Source organism: Actinoplanes hulinensis (assembly GCF_019429605.1).
GTDB classification, from domain to species: Bacteria; Actinomycetota; Actinomycetes; order Mycobacteriales; family Micromonosporaceae; genus Actinoplanes; species Actinoplanes campanulatus.
In genome coordinates, this window is sequence record NZ_JAHXZI010000008.1 from 116860 (window position 1) to 137343 (window position 20484).

A 20484-nucleotide genomic window follows, 5' to 3' on the forward strand; every position below is an offset into this window, starting at 1 on the left:
GCGGCATCGGGTTCAGCGCCCCAACTCACCCCGTAGGCCCGAGCGGACCAGGGCCGCGTGCAAGCGCTGCGAAAGAGCCTGCAGCTCACGCGCGGTCTCCACGGCACGCGCCCGGGCGGCCGGGTCCTGCTGCCGGGCCAGCGGCGCCAGCAACTGTGTGAACAGGCCCACCTCACGGTCCGCGGCGTTACGGAAGGCCCGCAGGTGGCGCACCTCCAGGCCGTACCGGGTGAGACCCACGACGGCCTCCACAATGATCACCTGGTCGGCGTCGTACCAGCCCGGGGGACGGGCCGACACCAGCCCGATCTGCTCCAGCTCGGCCAGCAGCACCTCGTCCACCCCGGTGCGTTCCAGCAGGTCCGCCTTCGGGATGCGGGTGTCCGCCGGATCCGTGGCCCGCTGCGTCCCCACCGCCACCAGCGTGGGCCGCTGCGGAACCACCGGCTCCTTCTCCATCCGGTCCAGCTGCTCGCGGATCACCCGCAAGGGGAGGTACTGATCCCGCTGAGCGGTCAGCACGAAACGCAGCCGGGCCACATCGTTCCACGAGTACTTGCGGTACCCGGAGGCGGTGCGTTGCGGGTCGACCAGACCCTCCGCCTCCAGGAACCGCAACTTCGAGATCGTGGTGTCGGGGAACTCGGTGCGCAGGTGGGCCAGCACCTCCCCGATGCTCATCAGCGCACCCTCCCGCCCGTCCTGAGGGCGCGAAGCCCCCGGATCACGCGCGGCCGCCCCCGACGACGTCACGCCCGGCCCTCGCCCTCCGGCCGCGGACCGGCGATGAACACCAGACGGAACTTGCCGATCTGGACCTCGTCGCCATTGCTGAGCGTCGCGGCTTCAACCCTTTCCCGGTTCACGTACGTACCGTTGAGCGAGCCGACGTCGCGGACGGTGAACGTGCCGCCGTCCCGGTGGAACTCGGCGTGGCGGCGCGACACCGTCACGTCGTCGAGGAAGATGTCACTGTCCGGGTGCCGGCCGCTGGTCGTCACGTCGTGGTCGAGGAGGAAACGGGCGCCTGCGTTGGGGCCACGGCGGACCACCAGCAGAGCCATCCCCGGCGGGAGCGAGCCGGACATGCGGCTCGGCACCACATCGGTCTCAGGTCCCTCCAGCACCTCGTCAAGGGCGCCAAGGTTCAGCGTGGACGTGACGTCGAGCGGGGGGAACTCGTCGTCTGGGCGCGTCATCGGACCACCTCACGGATCAGTTGGTCGTCGCCTCCCGGCGGGACACGCGGCGTTGCGGCCCCCGCCGAGCCAATTCGGCCCGACGCACGACTATCGGTTTCAAAGGAATAACAGTTCTTCGTGTGCTTCGCGAGCCTAGTCAGCGCCAATATCGCTGAGCAACCGGACGCGCGGAGACCTCAGCTCTCGGTGAGAGCCCGGTACGCCGCCGCGTCCAGCAGCGCCGCGACCGACGCCGGATCGTCCGGCGTGATCTCCACCAGCCAGCCGGCCGCGTACGGCTCGCCGTTGATGATTTCCGGCTCATCGGCCAGCGTCGCGTTCCGCGCCACGACCGTGCCCGATATCGGCGCGTAGATCTCCGAGACACTCTTGGTCGACTCGATCTCGCCGAGCGAGTCACCCGCCTGCACCACCGTGCCCTCGTCGGGCAGCTGCACGTAGACGATGTCGCCCAGGGCGTCCTGCGCGAAGTGGGTGATGCCCACCCGCACGGGACCGCTGCCGTCACCGGCGACCCACTCGTGCTCCGCGGTATACCGCAGATCCTCAGGAATCAACGCTTCCTCCGTAAATCACGAAACAGGACGCGCGTATCGCAAAGCTGCCGCCTTACGCACCGCGGTCACGTCGACCAGCGAACGCGAGTCCATGGTCACGCTACCGCCGTCGTTCTGCACCGACGCCACCACCCCGCCCGGGATCTGCAGCGCAGTGCTCATCGTGCTCGGCGGACCGATCACCAGCAGACGGAACGGACCCGTCAGCTGTTCACCGTCAGCGATGATCCCGCCACCCGACGCGTCCACGAAGAAGCTCGACGCCACCACCCGCACGGAGGTGCCGTTCGCCCCATTGAGCTGCATCACCTCACCGCCCGCGCCACGCAGCTCCTGCACCGCGTTCAGCACGTCGGACGCCCGCACGTTGCTCAGCGTGATGTCCAGCCCCGGACCGCTGCCCGCCACCGTCCCGGCGAGCAGCCCCAGCTGCTGACTGCGCTTCTCCGCCTCGACCTGCGCCGCCTCACGGCCCGCCACACCCGAGCTGAGCTGCTGCTTACTGCTCTCCAGCTCCTGGATCTCGGCCAGCAGACGGCTGTCCTGCGCCTCCAGGTCACTCAGGATCCGGACCAGGTCCTCCTGCCGCATCCCGGCCAGCCCGTCGTCGGCGTCGTTGCTGCGCAGCTGCACCACCAGCGTGAACCCGAACAGCGCCAACAGCACCCAGATCAGCGCCCCGGCCGGCGCCGGCCAGCGCCGCCCCGGGCGACCAAGATCACTTTCTCCGGGCTCCGCCCTATCGGGTGACGTGGCGGATATCTCCGCCTCACCGTCCTCCCGGTCACCCGACCGGGGCACCCCCGCGGCCTGCGCGTCACCCTCGCCCAGCGGGGCGGCCTCCGCCGCGACCGTCCCCACAGAACCATGCGGGGGTACGCCGAAAGCGCTCGGCCGGGCCAGAGAGACCGTCGGCTCCTCATCGCCGATCGGTACAGCGCCCTCGGCCGTGGGCTCGTACACCGGCGCCGTCGTGAACTCGCCGCCCGGCTTGGTCAGCGCCGTCGTGAGCTCGTCGCCCGGCGCGGTCGGCGCCGTCGTGAACTCGCCGCCCGGCTTGGTCAGCGCCGTCGTGAGCTCGTCGCCCGGCGCGGTCGGCGCCGTCGTGAACTCGCCGCCCGGCTTGGTCAGCGCCGTCGTGGGCTCGTCGCCCGGCGCGGTCGGTGCCGTCGTGGGCTCGCCGCCCGGCGCGGTCGGCGCGTTGTCGTCCGTCGGGGCCGGCGTGGTGGCCGGATCCTCGTCCGCGACGGGCACGGCGGAAGCGGCCGCGGTCTGCGGCCGCAACCCGGTCTCATCAGGCTCGATCATCGAATTCCTATGCCCGGAACAGGTGACGTCGGATCGCCGCGACATTACCGAAGATCCGCACGCCGAGCACGACCACGACACCCGTCGACAACTGACCACCCACACCGAGCTGGTCACCGACATACACGATCAGCGCGGACACCAGCACGTTGGAGATGAACGAGACCACGAACTGCTTGTCGTCGAAGATCCCGTCCAGCTTGGCCCGCACCCCGCCGAACACCGCGTCCAGCGCCGCCACCACCGCGATCGGCAGGTACGGCACCAGCTCCAACGGCACCGACGGTTCGTACAGGATGCCCAGGAGAACACCGGCGAGCAGAGCGAGTACGGCGATCATCGGCCGCCTTCCGTGGACGAACCCGGCACCGGCGACCCCGGCCCGGACGACGAAGCGGAGCCCGACGGCGCGGGCGCGATGCTGGGCGCGGCCGAACGGAGCTGGAACTCGGTCGCCGCCTCCAGGGTCACGTCGTTCGCCTCGGCGGCCTTGAACGAGATCCCGTACCGCCCGGACAGCGTCTCGAAGAACTGCCCGGCATAGCCCGCCCGGAAGTCGTCGGCGAGGTCCTCCGGCCCGATCGCCACCACCTCGTACGGTGACGCCACCGGCCGGATGTCGACCAGGATCGCCTCGCCGGCCTGCCGGATCCGCGACGTCGCGGTCAGCCGCTGCCCGTTGATCATGATGGCCTCGGCGCCCGCCTCCCACAGCGCGTTCGCCGCCAGCTGCAGATCGGTGTCCTTGACCTGGCCCTCGGTACGCCGTTCCCCGGTCACCGCGTCCACCGACGTCGGCCCGTCCACCAGCGTGATCTTCGCACCCGAGCCGCGGACCCGCGACATGCCGGTGACCGCCTCCAGATCACGCAGCTCGGCCAGCGCCGCCCCGCCCAGAGCCCGGTCCCGCAGCGCGGCGACCTCGTCACCGAGCCGGTCGGCCTGCTCCCGCAGCCGATCGGTCTCCTCCCGGCGCTTCTGCACCTGGGTGATCAGCGACTCCCGCGCCACGGTCCTGGCCGGCTCCTCGGCGACCGTCTGCCGATAGGCCACCACCAGCAGGAACCCGATCACCACAAGGGTCAGCGCCGACGACCCGCCGGCCAGCGACCGCCGCCAGCCGCGCCGACGGCCCTCGGTGGCCCGCCGCGCGGCGGCGTCCTGGTACCCCGGATCGAGCGGGTTCTGGAACAGCGCCGTGAGAAAGTCCGGTCCGTAGGTCCGCTTCCCCGCCGACGCCCCGTCCGGGTCCGGCCCACCGGCCGGAAGATAAGAGGGTGGCAGGCTCACGGCACGCCCTCGGCGCCGCACCTCACGACGCTTCCTCGGCATCGGCCCGCAGCAGGCGCACGGCCTGGATCAGATAGAGCACGGCCGCGCACCAGTAGAGCCCCAGCGCCCACCAGGCCAGCCCCCAGCCGACCGGTGTCGCCCACCAGGCCAGCCCCGGCGCCGCCGTGCCCAGCAGGATGATCGGAAACGCCGCGAGCAGCAGGAACGTCCCGGTCTTGCCCACGTAGTGCACCGGCGGGGGTCCGAACCCGTGCCGCCGCAGGATGAGCAGCGCCACCCCGAGCACGGCCTCACGCGCCAGGAGCGCGGCGGTGAACCACAGCGGCACCACCTCGCGCACGGTGAACCCGATCAGCGTGGCCAGGATGTACAGCCGGTCCGCGAACGGGTCCAGCAGCTCCCCGAGGCGGCTCACCGAATTCATCCGGCGGGCGACATATCCGTCCACCCAGTCGGTGGATCCGCCGATCGCGAGGACGACCACCGCCGCCACGTCCTGCTCGGCCACGAGCAGCAGGTAGAGGAAGAGCGGCACCCCGAGCAGCCGGATGAAGCTGATCACATTGGGCAGCGTCCAGATGCGGTTGGAGGTCTCGATGGACGGCGCAGGCCGCTGCGACATCGCGACTTCCTCTCCCCCTCGGCCGAGGCCCCCGCCCTGGCTCGTGCGCAAGCCCCGAACGCACGAACGGGCCGCTCGCCGAGCAACTATAACCAGCCGCGTTCCCCAACCCGGCACACAGTCACGCTGGCCACACCCGCAAGCCCATCCTAGGAGGCTAGCCCACCACGCCTCCGCAATCTTGGACGGCCACCCACCACGCCTCCGCAATCTTGGACGGCCACCCACCACGCCTCCGCAATCTTGGACGGCCACCCACCGCCTCAGGTGGCGAAACGTCCAAGATCGCGAGGCGAAGGAGTCGGCAAGCCGCGGAACGCGCGGAACGCACGAACGTACGGAGCGCGCGAACGTACGGAACGAGCGCAGGCCACGGATGCCCACCGCCGCCCCGCAATCTTGGACGGCCACCCACCGCCTCAGGTGGCGAAACGTCCAAGATCGCGGGGCGAAGGGGTGGGCAAGCCGCGGAGGGCGCGGAGGGCGCGGAGGGCGCGGAGGGCGCGGAGGGCGCGGAGGGCGCGGAGGGCGCGGAGGGCGCGGAGGGCGCGGAGGGCGCGGAGGGCGCGGAGGGCGCGGAGGGCGCGGAGGGCGCGGAGGGCGCGAAACGTACGGAGCGCGCGCGGAGGGCGGGAGGGTCAGTGGGAGTGGCGGCCCCGCCGGGCGCGGACGTAGTCGTCGATCACGTAGCGGCCCAGGTCGGCGGCATCCGGGCTGAAGACGCGGCCGCCGTTGCGCTGGGCGATCGCGCCGACGAAACGGCGCAGGCCGTCGTCCTCGCCGAGCATGAAGACGTTCAGGGTGGCGCCGTATCGGGTCAGCTGGTCGACCTCGCGGACGGTGGCCTGGACGGTCTCCGGCAGCGGCGGCCACCAGAACACCGCCTCGCCGTCCTCCTCCAGGTGGGCGGTGGGTTCGCCGTCGGTGACCACCAGGACGACCGGCTCGGCGCCGGGGTGGCGGCGCAGGTGCCGGCCGGCGATCTTGAGGGCGTGCTGGAGGTTGGTGCCCTTCTCGATGGTGGGCTCGATGGCGGCCAGCTCCCCCTGGGAGAGCGTCTGCGCATACCGCCCGAAGCCGACGATCTGGAGCGCGTCCTGCGGGAACCGGGTGGCGACCAGATGGGACAGAGCCAGGGCGGTCTGCTTCATCGGGCCCCAGCGGCCGTCGGCGTACATCGAATAGGAGAGGTCGACGCAGAGCGCGACCGCCGCGGAGGCCCGGCGCTCGGTCTCGGCGATCTCGAAATCCTCGGGCTCCAGACGGACCGGAAGGGTCGCCGCGAAAGCCGAGGCGGCCCGGCGGCGGACCGCGTTGCCGATGGTCCGCACCACGTCGAGGGGTTGATCGTCGCCGAACTCCCAGCGGCGCGAGGAGCCGATCAGGTCACCGGCGGCGCCCGCGTCACGCATGTCGTGCTCACCGCGCCGGCCGGCGATGTCCTTGAAGATCGCCGAGAGGGCGGTCCGGCCGAGGCGGCGCAGCGCCTTCGGGGAGAGGGTGAGGCCGTCCGCGTCGCGCTGGACCCAGCCCTGGCGGCGCAGCTCACGCTCCAGCTCGCGTAGCCGCCGCAGGTCGTCGGCGGCGCCGCGGCCGAGCTGGCGTTCGACCGCCTCGACGTCGACGTCGTCGAGGGTGGCGCCGGGATGGTCCTGACCGAGCTGCTCGATCAGCTCGTCCAGGTCGGCGATCTCGCCGAGCGCCGACGCGGCGTCGCCGTAGCCGAGGTCGCCGGGGCCGCGCATGCGCTCGCCGCGGCCCCAGTTCAGGTTCGGCCGGAGGGTGCGCAGGTTGTCGGTGAGCTGGGCGAGCTGCCCGCGCAGCGGTCCGTCGCCGAGGGCCTGCCGCATCAGCTGCTCCAGCTCCTCGCGCTGTTGCGGGCTGAGGGAGCGCATCAGGCGTTCGGCGGCGGCGGCCTGCCGGGCCAGCGAGTCGATCAGCTCGTCGACGTTGCGCGGGCCGTCCGGGAAGAACCGGCCGTGCCGCTCCATGAAGTCGCGGAACGCGTCGGTGGTGTCCTCGCCGCGGGCGTGCCGGCCGAGCAGGTCGTTGAGGTCGTCGAGCATGGCCGAGACGTCCGACAGGTCGCCCTCCTGGAGGGCCTGCTTCATGCCGGCGAAGCGCTGGGCGACGACCTCCTGCCGCAGCCCGGCGAGGATCTGCTGGTAGATCTGCCGGGCGTCGTCGGACGTCCAGTCGTAGCCGGACAGCTCGGAGACGGCTTGCGACACCGATGCCGGCAGGCTGTCCAGCATCGCCTCGTGGAAGCGGGCGTCGTCGTCCCGGCGGGCGGCGAGCGCGTCCCGTTCGGCGGCGAGGGCCTGGTCCAGCATCTGCCGGGCGCGGGTGACGGCGCCGTCGAGGTTGCCACGGCGCAGCGTCTCCCGCCGCAGCCGGCGGGCCCGGTCCATCAGCGAGTCGAGCCCACGGCCGTCGCGGGGGCCGCGCCGGATCAGGTCACGCAGCGCGTCCCGCAGGCTGTCGCCGCGCAGGACCCGCTCCCCCATGGCGTCGACCGCGGCGCGAACGTCGTACGGCGGCGCGAGTGGATCGGGCCCGTCCCGCCAGGCCCCGTAGCGGAAGACATTGCCGGGCACGGACCTCAGCTCCCGTAGATGGTGCGGCCGTCGTCGGTCAGCTCCTTGGCGAGACGGCGGGTCAGGTGCAGCCCCTCCAGGACGAACTCGATGCCGGACGCCGCCTGCCCGGGGCTCGGCGCGTCGCCCAGCCCGAGCCGGTCCAGCACCTTGGCCAGCCCCGGCACCGTCCCGATCTGCCCGAGGAGCTCGTCGGCGCTGACCAGGTCACCGGTCTGGATGATGGCGCCCTCGGCGACCAGATCGGTGAAACCGGACAGGTCGAGACCGGCGAGCCGGGCCCGGAACGTCTCGGCGGTGGCGACCCGCAGCAGGTGGCCGAGGATCTCGGTCTCCCGGCCCTCCTCGCCGCTCTCGAACTCGACCTTGCCGCGCAGCGTGGCGGTGACCGACACGGCGTCGCAGATCCGGGCGACCGCCTCGCGTTCGCCGCGCAGCCCGGCCCGGCGCAGCGCGGACGCCGCCACGGTCTCGGCGGCGGCGATCGCGAACCGGGCCGACACGCCGGATCGCGCGTCCACCGACGGAGACTCGCGGACCGCCCGGGTGTAGCGGGCCAGCACGTCGACGAGGTGGTCGGGCAGGGACGCGACGAGCGCCGCCTCCTGCCGGATCAGGGCGGTCTCCAGCTCCAGGTCGACCGGGTAGTGGGTGCGGATCTCCGCGCCGAACCGGTCCTTGAGCGGGGTGATGATGCGGCCGCGGTTGGTGTAGTCCTCCGGGTTGGCCGACGCCACCAGCAGCAGGTCGAGCGGCAGCCGGAGCTGGTAGCCGCGGACTTGGATGTCGCGCTCCTCCAGCACGTTGAGCAGCGACACCTGGATCCGCTCGGCGAGGTCGGGCAGCTCGTTGACGGCGAAGATGCCCCGGTTGGTGCGCGGCACGAGGCCGAAGTGGATGGTCTCCGGGTCGCCCAGGGCGCGGCCCTCGGCCACCTTGATCGGGTCGACGTCGCCGATCAGGTCGCCGACGCTGGTGTCCGGGGTGGCGAGCTTCTCCCCGTACCGCTCGGAGCGGTGCAGCCAGGCGACCGGCAGAAGGTCGCCGGTCTCGGCGGCCAGCCGGCGGGAGGCGGGGGTGACCGGATGGTACGGATGCTCGTGCAGCTCGGAGCCGGCGATGTAGGGCGTCCACTCGTCGAGCAGGCCCACGAGGGCCCGGATGAGGCGGGTCTTGCCCTGGCCGCGCTCGCCGAGCAGGACCATGTCGTGCCCGGCGAGCAGCGCGCGCTCGACCTCGGGCAGGACGGTGTCGTCATAGCCGACGATGCCGGGGAAGCGTGGCTCGCCGGAACGCAGCCGGGCCAGCAGGTTGTCGCGGAGCTCTTCTTTCACCGGGCGGAACTGGTGGCCGGTGGCACGCAGCTCGCCCACGGTGCGGGGCAGGTCGGCGGGTTCGGCGGGTGAGGTCACCGCACGAACGCTACTCCGGCGATATGACGACATCGACTGTGCGCGCCGACACATCCAGGCGCGCGGGATTGGCTCTGGTCACCCTCGGCTGCGGCGCGGCACGCTCGGTCGCATGACGCAGATTCTTCGGTACGCGGCCTTCACCCTCGATCCGGCCGGAGGCAACCCGGCCGGGGTGGTGCTGGACGCGAGCACGCTCAGTGACGCCCGGATGCAGGAGATCGCGGCCGAGGTGGGTTATTCGGAGACGGCGTTCGTGACCGCGGCCGACGGCGACCGCTACCGGGTGCGGTATTTCAGCCCGCTCGTCGAGGTGCCGTTCTGCGGGCACGCCACGGTGGCGACCGCGGTGGCGCTCGGACCCGGCGAGCACGTCTTCACGACCAACGCGGGCGATGTGCCGGTGTCCGTCGACGAGGCCGGGGTGGCGACCCTGAACAGCGTGCGGCCGACGGTCGGCGACCTGCCCGGCGACGACGTGACGGCACTGCTCGCCGCGCTGCGCTGGGACGCCGGCGACCTCGATCCGGAGTTGCCGCCGCGTGTGGCGTACGCGGGGGCGTACCACCCGATTCTGGCCGTGACCAGCCGGAAGCGCCTCGCCGAGCTGGACTACGACGTGCCGGCGCTGACCGCGTTGATGACCGCGCGCGGCTGGACCACGGTGCAGCTCGTTTTCCGCGAGTCGCCGGGCACGTTCGACGTGCGGAACCCGTTCCCGGTCGGCGGGGTGTACGAGGACCCGGCGACCGGCGCGGCAGCAGCGGCCCTGGGCGGCTACCTGCGGGCGCTGGAGCTGGTCCCGGCGACCGCTGAGCTGCTGCTGCGGCAGGGCGACGACATGGGCCGGCCGAGCCGCATCACCGTGCGCCTGGTTCCGGGGAACGAGGCGGTCCTGGTGAGCGGCCCGGCCGTCCCGATCAGCTGATCCGCAGGCCGGCGCCGGAGACGCCGACCACGGTTCCGGACGGGTACCGCAGGGTGTGGTCACGGTCGGTGGAGATCAGCACGAGGCCGATCCGGTGCCCGGCCGCGAACACGTGGTCGGTGGTCTGGAGGTCCCAGCGGAAGGTGTAGGTCTTCCCGGCCCTGATCGGTGTGGTGTGTGCCGGCGAGATCCGGTTCCGGACATCGATCCAGCCACGGGTGACGATCTCGTACGGGGTCGTCGCCGTCACGTACTCCCGTTTGGCGAAGCACCCGGGATCGCCCTCGATGCCCGGCCCGACGCACTCCAGCTCGGCGAGCGTCCGGGTACGGACGAACCGCTCCGCCTCCCCGTAGTCGACCAGCAGCGCGGTCAGGTAGGGGCTGTCGCCGTCCAGCGAGGCCCGGACCGTGACCTCCGGGGTGCCGGTGAGCCGGGTCTCCTTCGCGAGTGGCTCGGTCAGGTAGGCGATCCGGTTCGGGTCGGCGCTGTCCGGCGCGGTCGCCAGGTCCTCGGCTGTCCGTGCCGTGTTGTCGGTGAAGGTCTGCGGTTCACCCGTCCCGAAGTGGAACGAGGTGGGCCGCAGCGGCCAGGTCCGCGAGGTCACCCAGTGGTTCGGCGCGGTCTCGACGTCGGCGACCGGCTCCCGCATGATCCCGGTGTCGATCTTGTAGAGCCACTGGTCGAACCACCGGTGCAGGGTGGTCAGCCACTCGGTGCGCCGGATGTTGAACGGGTCGATGTGCGCGGCCTGGTGCAGCCAGATCTTGCGGGGCACGTTCCGTTTCGACAGCGCGTCCCACCACTGGCCGGCCTGACCGGTCCGGACGTTGAAGTCGTGCAGCCCGTGCACCAGCAGCACGCTGGCCCGCACCTTGTGCACGTCACGCAGATAGTCCCGCTCGGCCCAGTAGGCGCTGTAGTCCCCGGTCTCCCGGTCCTGCGCCTCTTCGACATGCGCCATCACATCGGCGCAGACCTCGGGATTCTCCCTGGTCAGGACGGCCTTGGCCAGTACGTCGGTGTCCTCGCCCTGGAATCCGCCGGGCGCCACCACACCACCGTTGCTGCGGTAGTAGTCGTACCAGCTGGAGATCGCGGCGATCGGCACGATCGTCTCCAGGCCGCGCACGCCGGTGGCGGCGACCGCGTTCGGCAGGGTGCCGTTGTAGGAGACGCCGATCATCCCGGTCCGGCCGGTGGTCCAGCCCGCCGTCACCGGGGCGCCGGCCGCGTCGAAGCCCGGGGCCCGGCCGTTCAGCCAGTCGATCACGGCCTTCATGCCGAGCGTCTCGTTGCGCCCGCCCGAGGTGGGGCAGCCGGTCGAGCCGCCGCTGCCGAGGCTGTCGGCGAACACCACGGCGTAGCCGCGCGGCACGAAGTAGTTGTCCAGGTAGCCGGCGAAGGTGACGGTCTCCGCCCGGTTCGCGTCGATCGATCGCTGGGACAGGCTGCCGTCGCGGTCGATGTCGTCGTGGTTGGGCACGTCGTTGAGGCCCGCGTAGTACGGGCTCGGCTGGAAGATCACCGGTACCTTGGCGCCGGTGTCGGGCCGGATGATCCGCACGGCGACCCGGTCCGGTTGCCCGTCCGAGTCGCTGTCGACCGGGGTCTGCACCCAAACCTGTTCCCGGATCGCGGTGGCGTAGTCGTGGACCGGTTGGGTGCCGGTCGCGGCGTGGGCCGGGGTCGCGGCGATGACCGCCGACCCGGCGAGAACGACGAGGAGCGCGAGGCTCCTGGCAAGCAGTCGCATCGGCACACCGTATCGCCATCCGTCGATTTCCAGGAGGGCCTAGAATCGTGCCTGATGAGCGCCACAATGATCGCCCGCAACCTCGCCGCGGGACACGGGGACCGCACCCTCTTCGAAGCACTCGACCTCGTGGTCGCACCCGGCGACGTGATCGGACTGGTCGGCGTCAACGGGGCGGGCAAGACCACGCTCCTTCGTACCCTCGCGGGTTTGATCGCCACCGAGAGCGGAAGCGTCTCGCTCAGCCCGCCCACCGCCAACGTCGGACATCTACCGCAGGAGCGGGAGCGGCGCGCCGGCGAGACCGTGCGCGAGTTTCTCGGCCGGCGCACCGGGGTGACCGCCGCGCACGCGGCGATGGACGCCGCCGCCGAAGAGCTCGCCGAAGGGAAACCCGGCGCCGACGACCGGTACTCGGCCGCCCTCGAACGCTGGCTCGACCTGGGCGGCGCCGACCTCGATGACCGGATCGCCGAGACCGACCTCGGTTTTGCCACGGACCTGCCGATGGCCGCCCTCTCCGGCGGCCAGGCGGCCCGCGCCGGCATGGCGTCGCTGCTGCTCAGCCGCTACGACATCTACCTGCTCGACGAGCCGACCAACGACCTCGACCTGGACGGCCTGGCCCGTCTCGAATCGTTCGTGGCCGGGCTGCGCGCGGGTGTCGTGGTGGTCAGCCACGACCGTGAGTTCCTCACCCGGACCGTCACCAAGGTCCTCGAACTCGACCTGGCCCAGCGGCAGGTCCGCCTCTACGGCGGCGGCTACGCCTCCTATCTCGAAGAACGCGACCGCTCCCGGCAGCACGCCCGCGACCAGTTCGAGGAGTACGCCGACAAGAAGGAAGACCTGCTCGAACGCGCCCGCACCCAGCGCGCCTGGATGGACAAGGGCGTGCGCAACGCCCGCCGCAAGGCCAGCGACAACGACAAGCACGTGAAGGCGTTCCGCGGCGAGACCAGCGAGAAGCAGGCGGCGAAGGCCCGCCAGACGGAACGCCTGATCGAACGGCTCGAGGTGGTCGAGGAACCCCGCAAGGAGTGGGAGCTGCGCATGGAGATCGCCACGGCGCCACGCGCGGGCGCCGTCGTGGCCACCCTTCGCGATGCCATCGTACGGCGGGGAGCGTTCGCCCTGGGCCCGGTCACACTCCAGATCGACTGGGCCGACCGGGTCGCCATTACCGGCGCGAACGGCTCCGGCAAGTCCACGCTGCTGGCCGCCATGCTGGGCCGCATCCCGCTCGACTCCGGCGACCGCCACCTCGGCCCCGGCGTGGTGATCGGCGAGGTCGACCAGGCCCGCGGCCTGTTCCTCGGCGACGAGCCCTTGGCGGTCGCGTTCGGCGCGGCCGTCCCCACCTGGCCGGACGCCGACATCCGCACCCTTCTCGCCAAATTCGGCCTCCGGTCGGCACACGTGCTCCGCCCCGCCGCCACCCTCTCCCCCGGCGAACGCACCCGGGCCGCACTGGCCCTGCTCCAGGCGCGCGGCGTGAATTTGCTGGTGCTCGACGAGCCCACCAACCACCTCGACCTGCCGGCCATCGAACAGCTGGAGTCGGCGCTGGCCTCCTACACCGGCACCCTGCTGCTGGTCACCCACGACCGCCGCATGCTGGAGGCGGTCGCCACAAACCGCCACATCGAGGTAACCGACGGAAAGGTGACCGCCTGACTCGCGCTCCCACCGCGGCACCCCTTGCTCCAGGTTCCCGCGCGGCCCACACCCTCCGGGTTCTTGCGCGGCCCGCGCCCTGAAATTCCCGCACACCCCCACGTTCGGGCTTCCCGCACGGCCCCACGCTTTCGGTTCCCGCGTGGCCTGCGGTCTGGGTTCCCGGGCGGCCTGCGGTCTGGGCTCCCAGGCGGCCTGCGGTCTGGGCTCCCAGGCGGCCTGCGGTCTGGGCTCCCAGGCGGCCTGCGGTCTGGGCTCCCCGGGCGGCCCGCGCCCTGGGCTCCCGGGCGGCCCGCGCCCTGGGCTCCCGGGCGGCCCGCGCCCTGGATTCCCGCACGGCCCGCGCGCTTCGGACTTCCCGCACGGCCCCGCGCGCTCCCGGGTCCTACGCGGCCCCGCGCTCAAGGTTCCGGCACGGCGAGCGCGTCTTGACTTCTTGCGCAGCCTGCGCGCCGGATTGATCTTGTGATGCGCGATGCTGTCGCGGTGATCGATCGCAGAGTCGTACTGTTCGCGGTGGGGGGAACGCTGTCAGTGGGCGGCTGCGCGGCCCCCGGCGCCACGCCCCCGGCCGCGGTCCCGGACGGGTGCGACCCCACCGCGGCCGAGGTGACCTGGTCGGATCACCGGCAGGAATCGCGCCTCAGCAAGGTCACCCGCTTCCGGATGGACCGGGACCGCCCGGACCAGACGGCCGGCGAGGAGGTACTGAAGGGCCCGTTCACGCCGTCGATCTCCGGGGTGGCGGCGCCGGCGGACTGGATCCCGGCACTGGCGGACTCGCTCAGCGCCGAGACCGGGCACGACATCCAGTCCGGTCCTGTCCCGGCGCCGACGGACGGCGCCGGATTCAGCATTTTCGGCGGCCCGGACCCGATCACGGAAGTCCTCCTCTACACGGGCGCCCGGTCCGTCTCGGCGACCTTCACGGTGGCGTGCGACCAGCCACAACACGGCACCTTCACCTCGTGGACCACAGCCTCCTCCGGGGTGGCGGCCTGCTCCGAGCCGACAGCCGACGAGGACCCGTTCGCCGCGTTCGCCCGCGCCCACTGCGCCGCGATCCAGTCCCCCCAGCCGTCAGCACCCCCACCGGAAGCGATCCCCTTCAACGATTGATCACGATCACCCCGGCGCCAGGCGCGCGGGCTGGCCGGGCCATCAGGCCCTCGCCCGCCCCCAGGTCAGCTGGAACCTTTCCGACGTCTTTCACGCCATGATCCAGGCGTTCCTCGCCGGGGCGGCGAGACCCTATGCCGTCGCCGATCTGGCCGCGGACGGTCACGGGTCAGACGCGGTCCTGCTCCAGGGCACGAACTGGCATTCCGACAACCACCACGACGACCTCAGCTCAACCAGATCGACGCCCCCACTGGTTTTGGGACCGGAGCCGCAGTTTGTGAACACCTGATACCTCGGGGCGCACGATCCCCCCGAACATCTCCCAGGCTTGCGGGTTTCGTTTCATGAGCCAAGCGAAAGTGGATGACGTCCGGCCGTTCTAATTTTCAGCTTTCACGCGCCGTGTCACATGAATGCGACATCGGTAGGCCGCGTCGAATGCCTCTCCGGCCATAATCGACTCTCGGCCGGATTCCTTCATCGATATGACGCCCCGGACGAAAGGGTACCGTGACGGCTTCGGCGGGCGTGCCCCAAGTCCGATCGCCGGCGCATGGACGAATCCGTCAGCGGGTGGCGAGCCGCTGCGGGACAGACCGACCGAAAATGCCCCATTGCCGTTGATGACTACCGGCATGCCGATTGAGCACAAGTCATCGCCGTTGACAACTTCGAGCATGCCGGCCGAGGCCACGGCATCGCCGTCGACAACTACGAGCATGCCGGCCGAGGCCAAGCCATCGCCGTCGACAACTACGAGCATGCCGGCCGAGGCCAAGCCATCGCCGATGATGACTACAGGCATGCCAGCTGCGGGCGTGCCATCACCGATGACGACTACAGCCATGCCGGCTGAGGCCACGGCATCACCAATGAGGACCATGGGCCTGGCGTCGAGGGTTACGGTGGATGCCGCGATCGGGGCCTTGCCGGTGAAACGGCGTAGGCGTAGGCCGGTGTTGGCGGCCGGGGTTTCCAGCGGCGCCTGTGGCCGGGGTTTCCGGCGGGGCACCGGGACTGACCGGCGACTCCGCTCACGGCAGTCGGGCCTGTGTGGATCTCTTCGTCTGGCTGTGGGTGCTGACTCAGCGCGGCCGAGACAGCTCCGGCGACCAGCCGGAACCTCCCGGCCAACCGCGACCCCTCCTCCAACCCGGCCGGGACGACTCCGACGACCAGCCGGAACTTCTTGGCCGGCTGTTGACGGTTCGGCCATCGGATGTGACGGCAAGATCGCAGCGTGCGGCATGCGGGGCGGTTCCGGTGTATGCGGCGTGGGCGGCGCGGTTGCGGGTGCGTGGAGGGACTCGGTTGCGGTGGACGGTCTGCGGCTGTCCGGTGCGCACCGCGCGGGAGGCTGCGGCCGTTCAGCGGGAACGACCGGCCCCGCGGCAGGTGCCGCCGGTGCCGCCGCTGCCGCTGCCGCCGGGACCGCCGGGGCCGCCGATGCGGCAGCCCGAAGACCCGGCCCAGGCGGGGTCGATGCGGCAGCCCGAAGACCCGGCCCAGGCGGGGTCGATGCGGCAGCCCGAAGACCCGGCCCAGGCGGGGTCGATGCGGCAGCCCGAAGACCCGGCCCAGGCGGGGTCGATGCGGCAGCCCGAAGGCCCGGGCCAGGCGGGGTCGGTGGGGCGGCGGGGTTGTGGTGGAGGCGGCGAAGCTTTTCGGCGTGGCGGCGCTCGAGGCCGAAAGCGCGCCGACGCCGTTGCATGCGACGAAACTCCTCCCGCTCGGGAGAATAATTGCGCGCCTTCGCCGGGTCGCGCATCTCCGCGATCTGCGCCCTGCCGAACAGCGATCCCTGCCCCATAAGGAAATTCTTCCGCGATCCGATCGCGAAGTGTAAGCGGATGATCATGCCATCCTGTATCCATTCGGCACCTTGAAACCGCGCCACCGCAATGAATGAAATAAATGACGATATCCAGAACTACCGAGATGAGATCCTCATGGCGCGATTCACCCATTTTGAGGCCCTGACCGAGGGCGCGTGGCGGTAGGGCCGGAAGGACGACCTATCGTCCGCACCGTCAAGCGCGCCGGCCGCCATCGCGCCCGCGCCGCGGGATGTGCGTGGATGCTCGGTCGTATCGCCTCCGGGCCACAAAAGTTCCGGGTTCCCGCGGCTGGCGGCGCGGGCTCGTGCCGTGCGGTAGGTGACTCAGGCCAGGCGAATCAGCGCCGCTCTCGCCAGTGTCCTGACGCGATCCCATTCCGCCCGATCGGCCAGGGCATCGACGTGCCACAGGTCCGCGTTCGGCTCTCCGCTCATCGCGCCGAGCTGATCGTCGAGCCGGGTCAGCGCCGGCATCACCGTGTCGTTCAGCCAGCCGCGCTGGACGAAGATCGGCGCCAGCCGGAGACCGTCGTCGAACTCCAGTGCGAGTTCGTCAGCCGACGGAGCGGCGCCCAGCTTCTCGAGCCACGCCACCTGTGCGTCGGCTTCCAGGGCGAGCACGGCGACACTACGCGCGAACGAGACAGCGAATCTCGGGCCCGGCTCGTCCACGAGATCATCCTAGTAATCAGGAGGCCCGCATTGCGCCGCGGGCAACCGGCAAAGCGAGCAACCGGCAAAGCGAGCAACCGGCAAAGCGAGCAACCGGCAAGGCGGGCGCCATTTGTGGATCGCGGCGAGTGACTCCAGGGGTCGCCTCGACCGAGCCGAGCCGAGCCGGGCCTCGGCCGGGCGACCGGAACACAGGCGGAAGGCGACGCTACCGAAGGGGCGGACTGACCGGGACGGCCGGCTGACGCGGTGGAGTTCCTGTTGTGTCCGAGTTGGGCGAGCGGCGCGTCGCGCAAGGCCGGAGCCGTACGAGCGAGGGCGACGCCGAGGTGCGCCGAGGAGGTTGTGGACGATGTCGGCGGCCTCGCAGACGCCGCTGCCCGTGATCGTCTGGAGGAGTTCGAGGGCCGGTACGGCGGCGGCGGCGCAGATGAGTGTGGCGGCGAACGGAATGAAGAGGGCCGTACGGAGTACGGGTCGTCCGCCAGGCAGGAGCTGAGCAGGCTCAGGTCCACCCCGTCGAACTCCGGCGTCCGGCGGTCGCGGCGGCAGAACAGCTGATCAGCACCAGGGATGTGGGCAGGATCGCCGGTCCTCGGAGGCCGCCGAGCCGGCGCCCGCCTGCGAAGAGCGGCACCGCCGGCTCGGTGGCGAGACGTACGAACAGGTCAGCCGGCGGTGATGAACGGGCTGCTCAGGGGGCCCTCGTTGGCGGATCGGTCCAGGCCGCTCAGGCAGTAGGTGACCGAGCCGGCGGGAGGCTTCGGGTCCACGACGGGGGTGCCGGCACGACCGGTGGCGATCAGGGTCGCGTCCTTCTCACCCGTACGGTAAAGGGCCCAGCTCGCGCCCCCGGAAGCCGCGGCCGTCGTCAGGGTGATCCGGCCGCCGGCGTCGCGGGTGGCCCCGGTGATGCGCGGCGCCGCGGGCGGCGATGCCGGCAGGCGCGACATGGGCGGCAGCAGTGCGGGCGCCGCGTAGTGCCTGGCGGTGTACCGGGTGACCGCGCCGAGCCGGTCGGCACGGACCTGCTTGGCGTTGTAGTGGATCTGGCCCTGGACGCCGTACCGGTCGTTGAGGGTCAGTTGTTTGTCGATCTGGGCGGGGTCGCTCCAGTCGCCCTTCTCGCCGATCCGGTAGTCGGCGATCCCGATGTAGAGCTGCACACCGGTGCCCTTGACCGTTTTCGCCCACCATGGCAGCACCTTGGCGTAGTCGGCCTTGTCGAAGCCGATGGTCCAGTAGAGCTGCGGGACGATGTAGTCGAGCCAGCCCTCGCGCACCCATTTACGGGTGTCGGCGTAGATGGCGCTGTAGCTCTCCAGGCCCTTGGTGTCGGAGCCCTCGCCGCCGTTACGCCAGATGCCGAACGGGCTGATCCCGAACTTGACCCACGGCTTGATCTCGGCGATCCGCTGCTTCATCTCGCGGACCAGGATGTTGACGTTCTCCCGCCGCCAGTCGGCCCGGCTCCTGCCGTTGCCGTACTTCGCGTAGGAGGCGCCGTCGGGGAAGTCCGCGCCACCGCCGTCGCCGGGGTACGGGTAGAAGAAGTCGTCGAAGTGGACGCCGTCGACGTCGTACTTCTGGACGGCCTCCAGCATCGCGTCCTCGACGAAGCGGCGGGCCTCCGGATTGCCCGGGTCGTAGTAGAAGCGGCCCTTGGCGCCGGCCGGATGCGCGATCCGCCACTCCGGGTGGACCACCAGCGGATGGTCGGCGGGCAGCTTGGTCAGGTCGGTCCCGGCGCCGGACGGGGCGAACTGGGTGCCCCGGTACGGGTTGAACCAGGCGTGGAACTCCAGGTTGCGGGCGTGCGCCTCGTCGACCATGAACGCCATCGGGTCCCAGCCGGGATCGCTGCCGTCCAGCTTGCCGGTCAGCCAGTTCGACCAGGGCGCGTACGCGGACGGCCAGAACGCGTCACCGCTGGGCCGGACGTGCACGAAGATCGCGTTGTGGTGTTTCGCCACGGCCAGGTCGAGCCATTTCAGGTACTCGGCCTTCACCTGGTCCTGCGGCAGTCCCGGCCGGCTCGGGAAGTCGATGTTGTAGACCGTGGTGAGCCACATGCCGCGCAGCTCACGCGGCGCGCTGACCGGCAGCGTCCCGCACCGGCCGGCCTCGACCTGTGCGGGCGCCTCGGCGGCCGCCACCGGATCCCCGGCCGGGACGCCGGGCGCCTCGTAGAGTGCGGCCCGGACCAGGCCGAGACCCAGGACGGCCACCGCGAACAGTGCGGCCGCGGACAGCAGCGCCACCCACACGGGTGGCCGGCGGAGCAGGTTCACCGGACCGTCCGGTATATCTCGAGGGTGTCCTCGGCGATCCGGGACCAGCTGAATCTCTCCACGGCGCGGCGGCGGCCGGCCTTGCCCATCCGTTCGGCCAGCGCCGGGTCGTTCAGCAGCCGGGTCAGGGTGGCGGCCAGGTCGGCGACGAATCCCTCCGGGTCGACGGGCGTGCCCGTACCGTCCTCGAGCTGCCGGATCGGCACCAGCAGGCCGGTCTCGCCGTCCGCCACCACCTCGGGGATGCCGCCGGTCGCGGTGGCGACCACCGCGGTCTCGCAGGCCATCGCCTCCAGGTTGACGATGCCCATCGGTTCGTAGATCGACGGGCAGACGAACACGGTGGCGTGTGTGAGGACCTGGACGACCTCCTGTTTGGGCAGCATCTCCTGCACCCAGACCACCCCGTGCGGGTCGCGGACCGCCCGCAGCTCGCGCGCGAGGTCGGCGACCTCGGCGGCGATCTCGGGGGTGTCCGGCGCGCCGGCCAGCAGGATGATCTGCGCCTCGGCGGGCAGCCCACGGCAGGCCCGCATCAGGTACGGCAGGCCCTTCTGCCGGGTGATCCGCCCGACGAACACGACGCTCGGCCGGTCGCGGTCGATGCCCAGCCGGTCGGCCACGTCGGTGTCGAACGACGGCGAGTAGAGGTCGGTGTCGATGCCGTTGTAGACCACGTGGATGCGGTCCGGATCAACCGAGGGGTACGCCTTGAGCACGTCCCGCCGCATCCCGCCGGACACCGCGATGACGGCGTCGGCGTTCTCGATGGCGGTGCGCTCGCAGAACGAGGACAGCGCGTACCCTCCGCCGAGCTGTTCGGCCTTCCAGGGGCGCAGCGGCTCCAGGCTGTGCGTGGTCAGCACGTGCGGCACGCCGTGCAGCAGTTTGGCGGTGTGGCCGGCGAAGTTCGCGTACCAGGTGTGGCTGTGCACCACGTCGGCGCCCTCGCAGCCGGATGCCATCGCCAGGTTGACGCCCATGGTGCGCAGCGCCGCGTTGGCGCCGGACAGTTCGGCGGGCTCCGGGTAGGCGGTGACGCCCGCCTCGTCGCGCGGCCCACCGAAGCAGTGCACCCGCACGTCGGCGAGCCGGCGCAGGTCACGGGTCAGGTATTCGAGGTGGACCCCGGCGCCCCCGTAGACCTCTGGTGGGTACTCACGGGTGAGCAGGTCAGCACGCAGGCGGGTCGCGGAGTCCGTCACGAGTC

General features: G+C 71.3%; 17 protein-coding genes. 3 read left to right on the forward strand and 14 right to left on the reverse strand.

All coding sequences use genetic code 11. From position 1 onward, the window contains the following. Window positions 1–12: 12 nt before the first annotated feature. From ftsR to KZ829_RS16545, 9 genes are all read right to left on the reverse strand, one after another. Complete coding sequence (ftsR, locus tag KZ829_RS16505) at window positions 13–681, reverse strand: transcriptional regulator FtsR (RefSeq protein WP_239141052.1); 669 nt, start codon at window positions 679–681, stop codon at window positions 13–15. Window positions 682–749: 68 nt separating this feature from the next. Continuing rightward, window positions 750–1199: an oxoglutarate dehydrogenase inhibitor Odhl gene (odhI, locus tag KZ829_RS16510; protein ID WP_183219034.1), complete on the reverse strand. Its 450-nt coding sequence runs from the start codon at window positions 1197–1199 to the stop codon at window positions 750–752. 179 nt (window positions 1200–1378) lie between these two features. Beyond that, the gene (gene gcvH, locus KZ829_RS16515) at window positions 1379–1759 is read right to left on the reverse strand and encodes a glycine cleavage system protein GcvH (RefSeq protein WP_220144800.1); all 381 of its coding nucleotides are present in this window, start codon (window positions 1757–1759) and stop codon (window positions 1379–1381) included. 15 nt (window positions 1760–1774) lie between these two features. Then, window positions 1775–3067, reverse strand: a complete 1293-nt coding sequence (locus KZ829_RS16520; RefSeq protein ID WP_220144801.1) for a DUF881 domain-containing protein — start codon at window positions 3065–3067, stop codon at window positions 1775–1777. Window positions 3068–3074: 7 nt separating this feature from the next. After that, window positions 3075–3407 (reverse strand): small basic family protein, encoded by a 333-nt coding sequence (locus KZ829_RS16525; RefSeq protein ID WP_183219036.1) that lies wholly within the window; start codon window positions 3405–3407, stop codon window positions 3075–3077. Next, window positions 3404–4357, reverse strand: coding sequence for a DUF881 domain-containing protein (locus tag KZ829_RS16530; RefSeq protein ID WP_308285517.1), 954 nt, complete (start codon window positions 4355–4357; stop codon window positions 3404–3406). Before KZ829_RS16530 ends, KZ829_RS16525 begins: the two co-directional genes overlap by 4 nt. Before the next feature lie 22 nt (window positions 4358–4379). Continuing rightward, a complete protein-coding gene (gene clsA, locus KZ829_RS16535; RefSeq protein ID WP_220144803.1) occupies window positions 4380–4982 on the reverse strand; it encodes a cardiolipin synthase ClsA in 603 nt (200 codons plus the stop codon). A gap of 638 nt (window positions 4983–5620) precedes the next feature. Beyond that, window positions 5621–7579, reverse strand: a complete 1959-nt coding sequence (locus KZ829_RS16540; RefSeq protein WP_220144804.1) for a vWA domain-containing protein — start codon at window positions 7577–7579, stop codon at window positions 5621–5623. A 5-nt stretch (window positions 7580–7584) separates the two neighbouring features. Continuing rightward, a complete protein-coding gene (locus KZ829_RS16545; protein ID WP_239141048.1) occupies window positions 7585–8991 on the reverse strand; it encodes a sigma 54-interacting transcriptional regulator in 1407 nt (468 codons plus the stop codon). A 112-nt stretch (window positions 8992–9103) separates the two neighbouring features. Between KZ829_RS16545 and KZ829_RS16550 the strand changes: the two genes are divergently transcribed. Beyond that, entirely contained in the window at window positions 9104–9919 is an 816-nt protein-coding gene (locus tag KZ829_RS16550) for a PhzF family phenazine biosynthesis protein (protein ID WP_220144805.1), read from the forward strand. Here KZ829_RS16550 and KZ829_RS16555 read toward each other — a convergent pair. Then, entirely contained in the window at window positions 9912–11675 is a 1764-nt protein-coding gene (locus KZ829_RS16555) for a Xaa-Pro dipeptidyl-peptidase (RefSeq protein ID WP_220144806.1), read from the reverse strand. The genes KZ829_RS16550 and KZ829_RS16555 overlap by 8 nt on opposite strands. A 54-nt stretch (window positions 11676–11729) precedes the next feature. Here KZ829_RS16555 and KZ829_RS16560 point away from each other — a divergent pair, with 54 nt between their 5' ends. Together KZ829_RS16560 and KZ829_RS16565 are read left to right on the forward strand one after the other, a co-directional pair. Then, entirely contained in the window at window positions 11730–13352 is a 1623-nt protein-coding gene (locus KZ829_RS16560; protein ID WP_220144807.1) for an ABC-F family ATP-binding cassette domain-containing protein, read from the forward strand. A gap of 486 nt (window positions 13353–13838) precedes the next feature. Then, window positions 13839–14471, forward strand: a complete 633-nt coding sequence (locus KZ829_RS16565) for a hypothetical protein (protein ID WP_220144808.1) — start codon at window positions 13839–13841, stop codon at window positions 14469–14471. A 382-nt stretch (window positions 14472–14853) separates the two neighbouring features. Here the strand turns inward: KZ829_RS16565 and KZ829_RS16570 are convergent, their stop codons facing one another. The 4 genes from KZ829_RS16570 to glgA all read right to left on the reverse strand — a co-directional run bounded on the left by KZ829_RS16570 (window position 14854) and on the right by glgA (window position 20479). Next, window positions 14854–15321, reverse strand: coding sequence for a hypothetical protein (locus KZ829_RS16570; protein ID WP_220144809.1), 468 nt, complete (start codon window positions 15319–15321; stop codon window positions 14854–14856). Window positions 15322–16635: 1314 nt separating this feature from the next. Continuing rightward, window positions 16636–16983, reverse strand: a complete 348-nt coding sequence (locus KZ829_RS16575) for a hypothetical protein (protein WP_220144810.1) — start codon at window positions 16981–16983, stop codon at window positions 16636–16638. Window positions 16984–17651: 668 nt separating this feature from the next. Next, complete coding sequence (locus KZ829_RS16580) at window positions 17652–19274, reverse strand: glycoside hydrolase family 10-like protein (RefSeq protein WP_220144811.1); 1623 nt, start codon at window positions 19272–19274, stop codon at window positions 17652–17654. Beyond that, window positions 19271–20479: a glycogen synthase gene (glgA, locus tag KZ829_RS16585; protein ID WP_308285518.1), complete on the reverse strand. Its 1209-nt coding sequence runs from the start codon at window positions 20477–20479 to the stop codon at window positions 19271–19273. The genes KZ829_RS16580 and glgA overlap by 4 nt, the downstream gene beginning before the upstream one ends. Between the last annotated feature and the right edge of the window lie 5 nt (window positions 20480–20484).

Coding starts and splice junctions, on each gene's coding strand:
- ftsR (WP_239141052.1), bottom strand. CDS start 681: ATGAGCATCGGGGAGGTGCTGGCCCACCTGCGCACCGAGTTCCCCGAC.
- odhI (WP_183219034.1), bottom strand. CDS start 1,199: ATGACGCGCCCAGACGACGAGTTCCCCCCGCTCGACGTCACGTCCACG.
- KZ829_RS16520 (WP_220144801.1), bottom strand. CDS start 3,067: ATGATCGAGCCTGATGAGACCGGGTTGCGGCCGCAGACCGCGGCCGCT.
- KZ829_RS16525 (WP_183219036.1), bottom strand. CDS start 3,407: ATGATCGCCGTACTCGCTCTGCTCGCCGGTGTTCTCCTGGGCATCCTG.
- clsA (WP_220144803.1), bottom strand. CDS start 4,982: ATGTCGCAGCGGCCTGCGCCGTCCATCGAGACCTCCAACCGCATCTGG.
- KZ829_RS16550 (WP_220144805.1), top strand. CDS start 9,104: ATGACGCAGATTCTTCGGTACGCGGCCTTCACCCTCGATCCGGCCGGA.
- KZ829_RS16555 (WP_220144806.1), bottom strand. CDS start 11,675: ATGCGACTGCTTGCCAGGAGCCTCGCGCTCCTCGTCGTTCTCGCCGGG.
- KZ829_RS16560 (WP_220144807.1), top strand. CDS start 11,730: ATGAGCGCCACAATGATCGCCCGCAACCTCGCCGCGGGACACGGGGAC.
- KZ829_RS16570 (WP_220144809.1), bottom strand. CDS start 15,321: ATGGCTGTAGTCGTCATCGGTGATGGCACGCCCGCAGCTGGCATGCCT.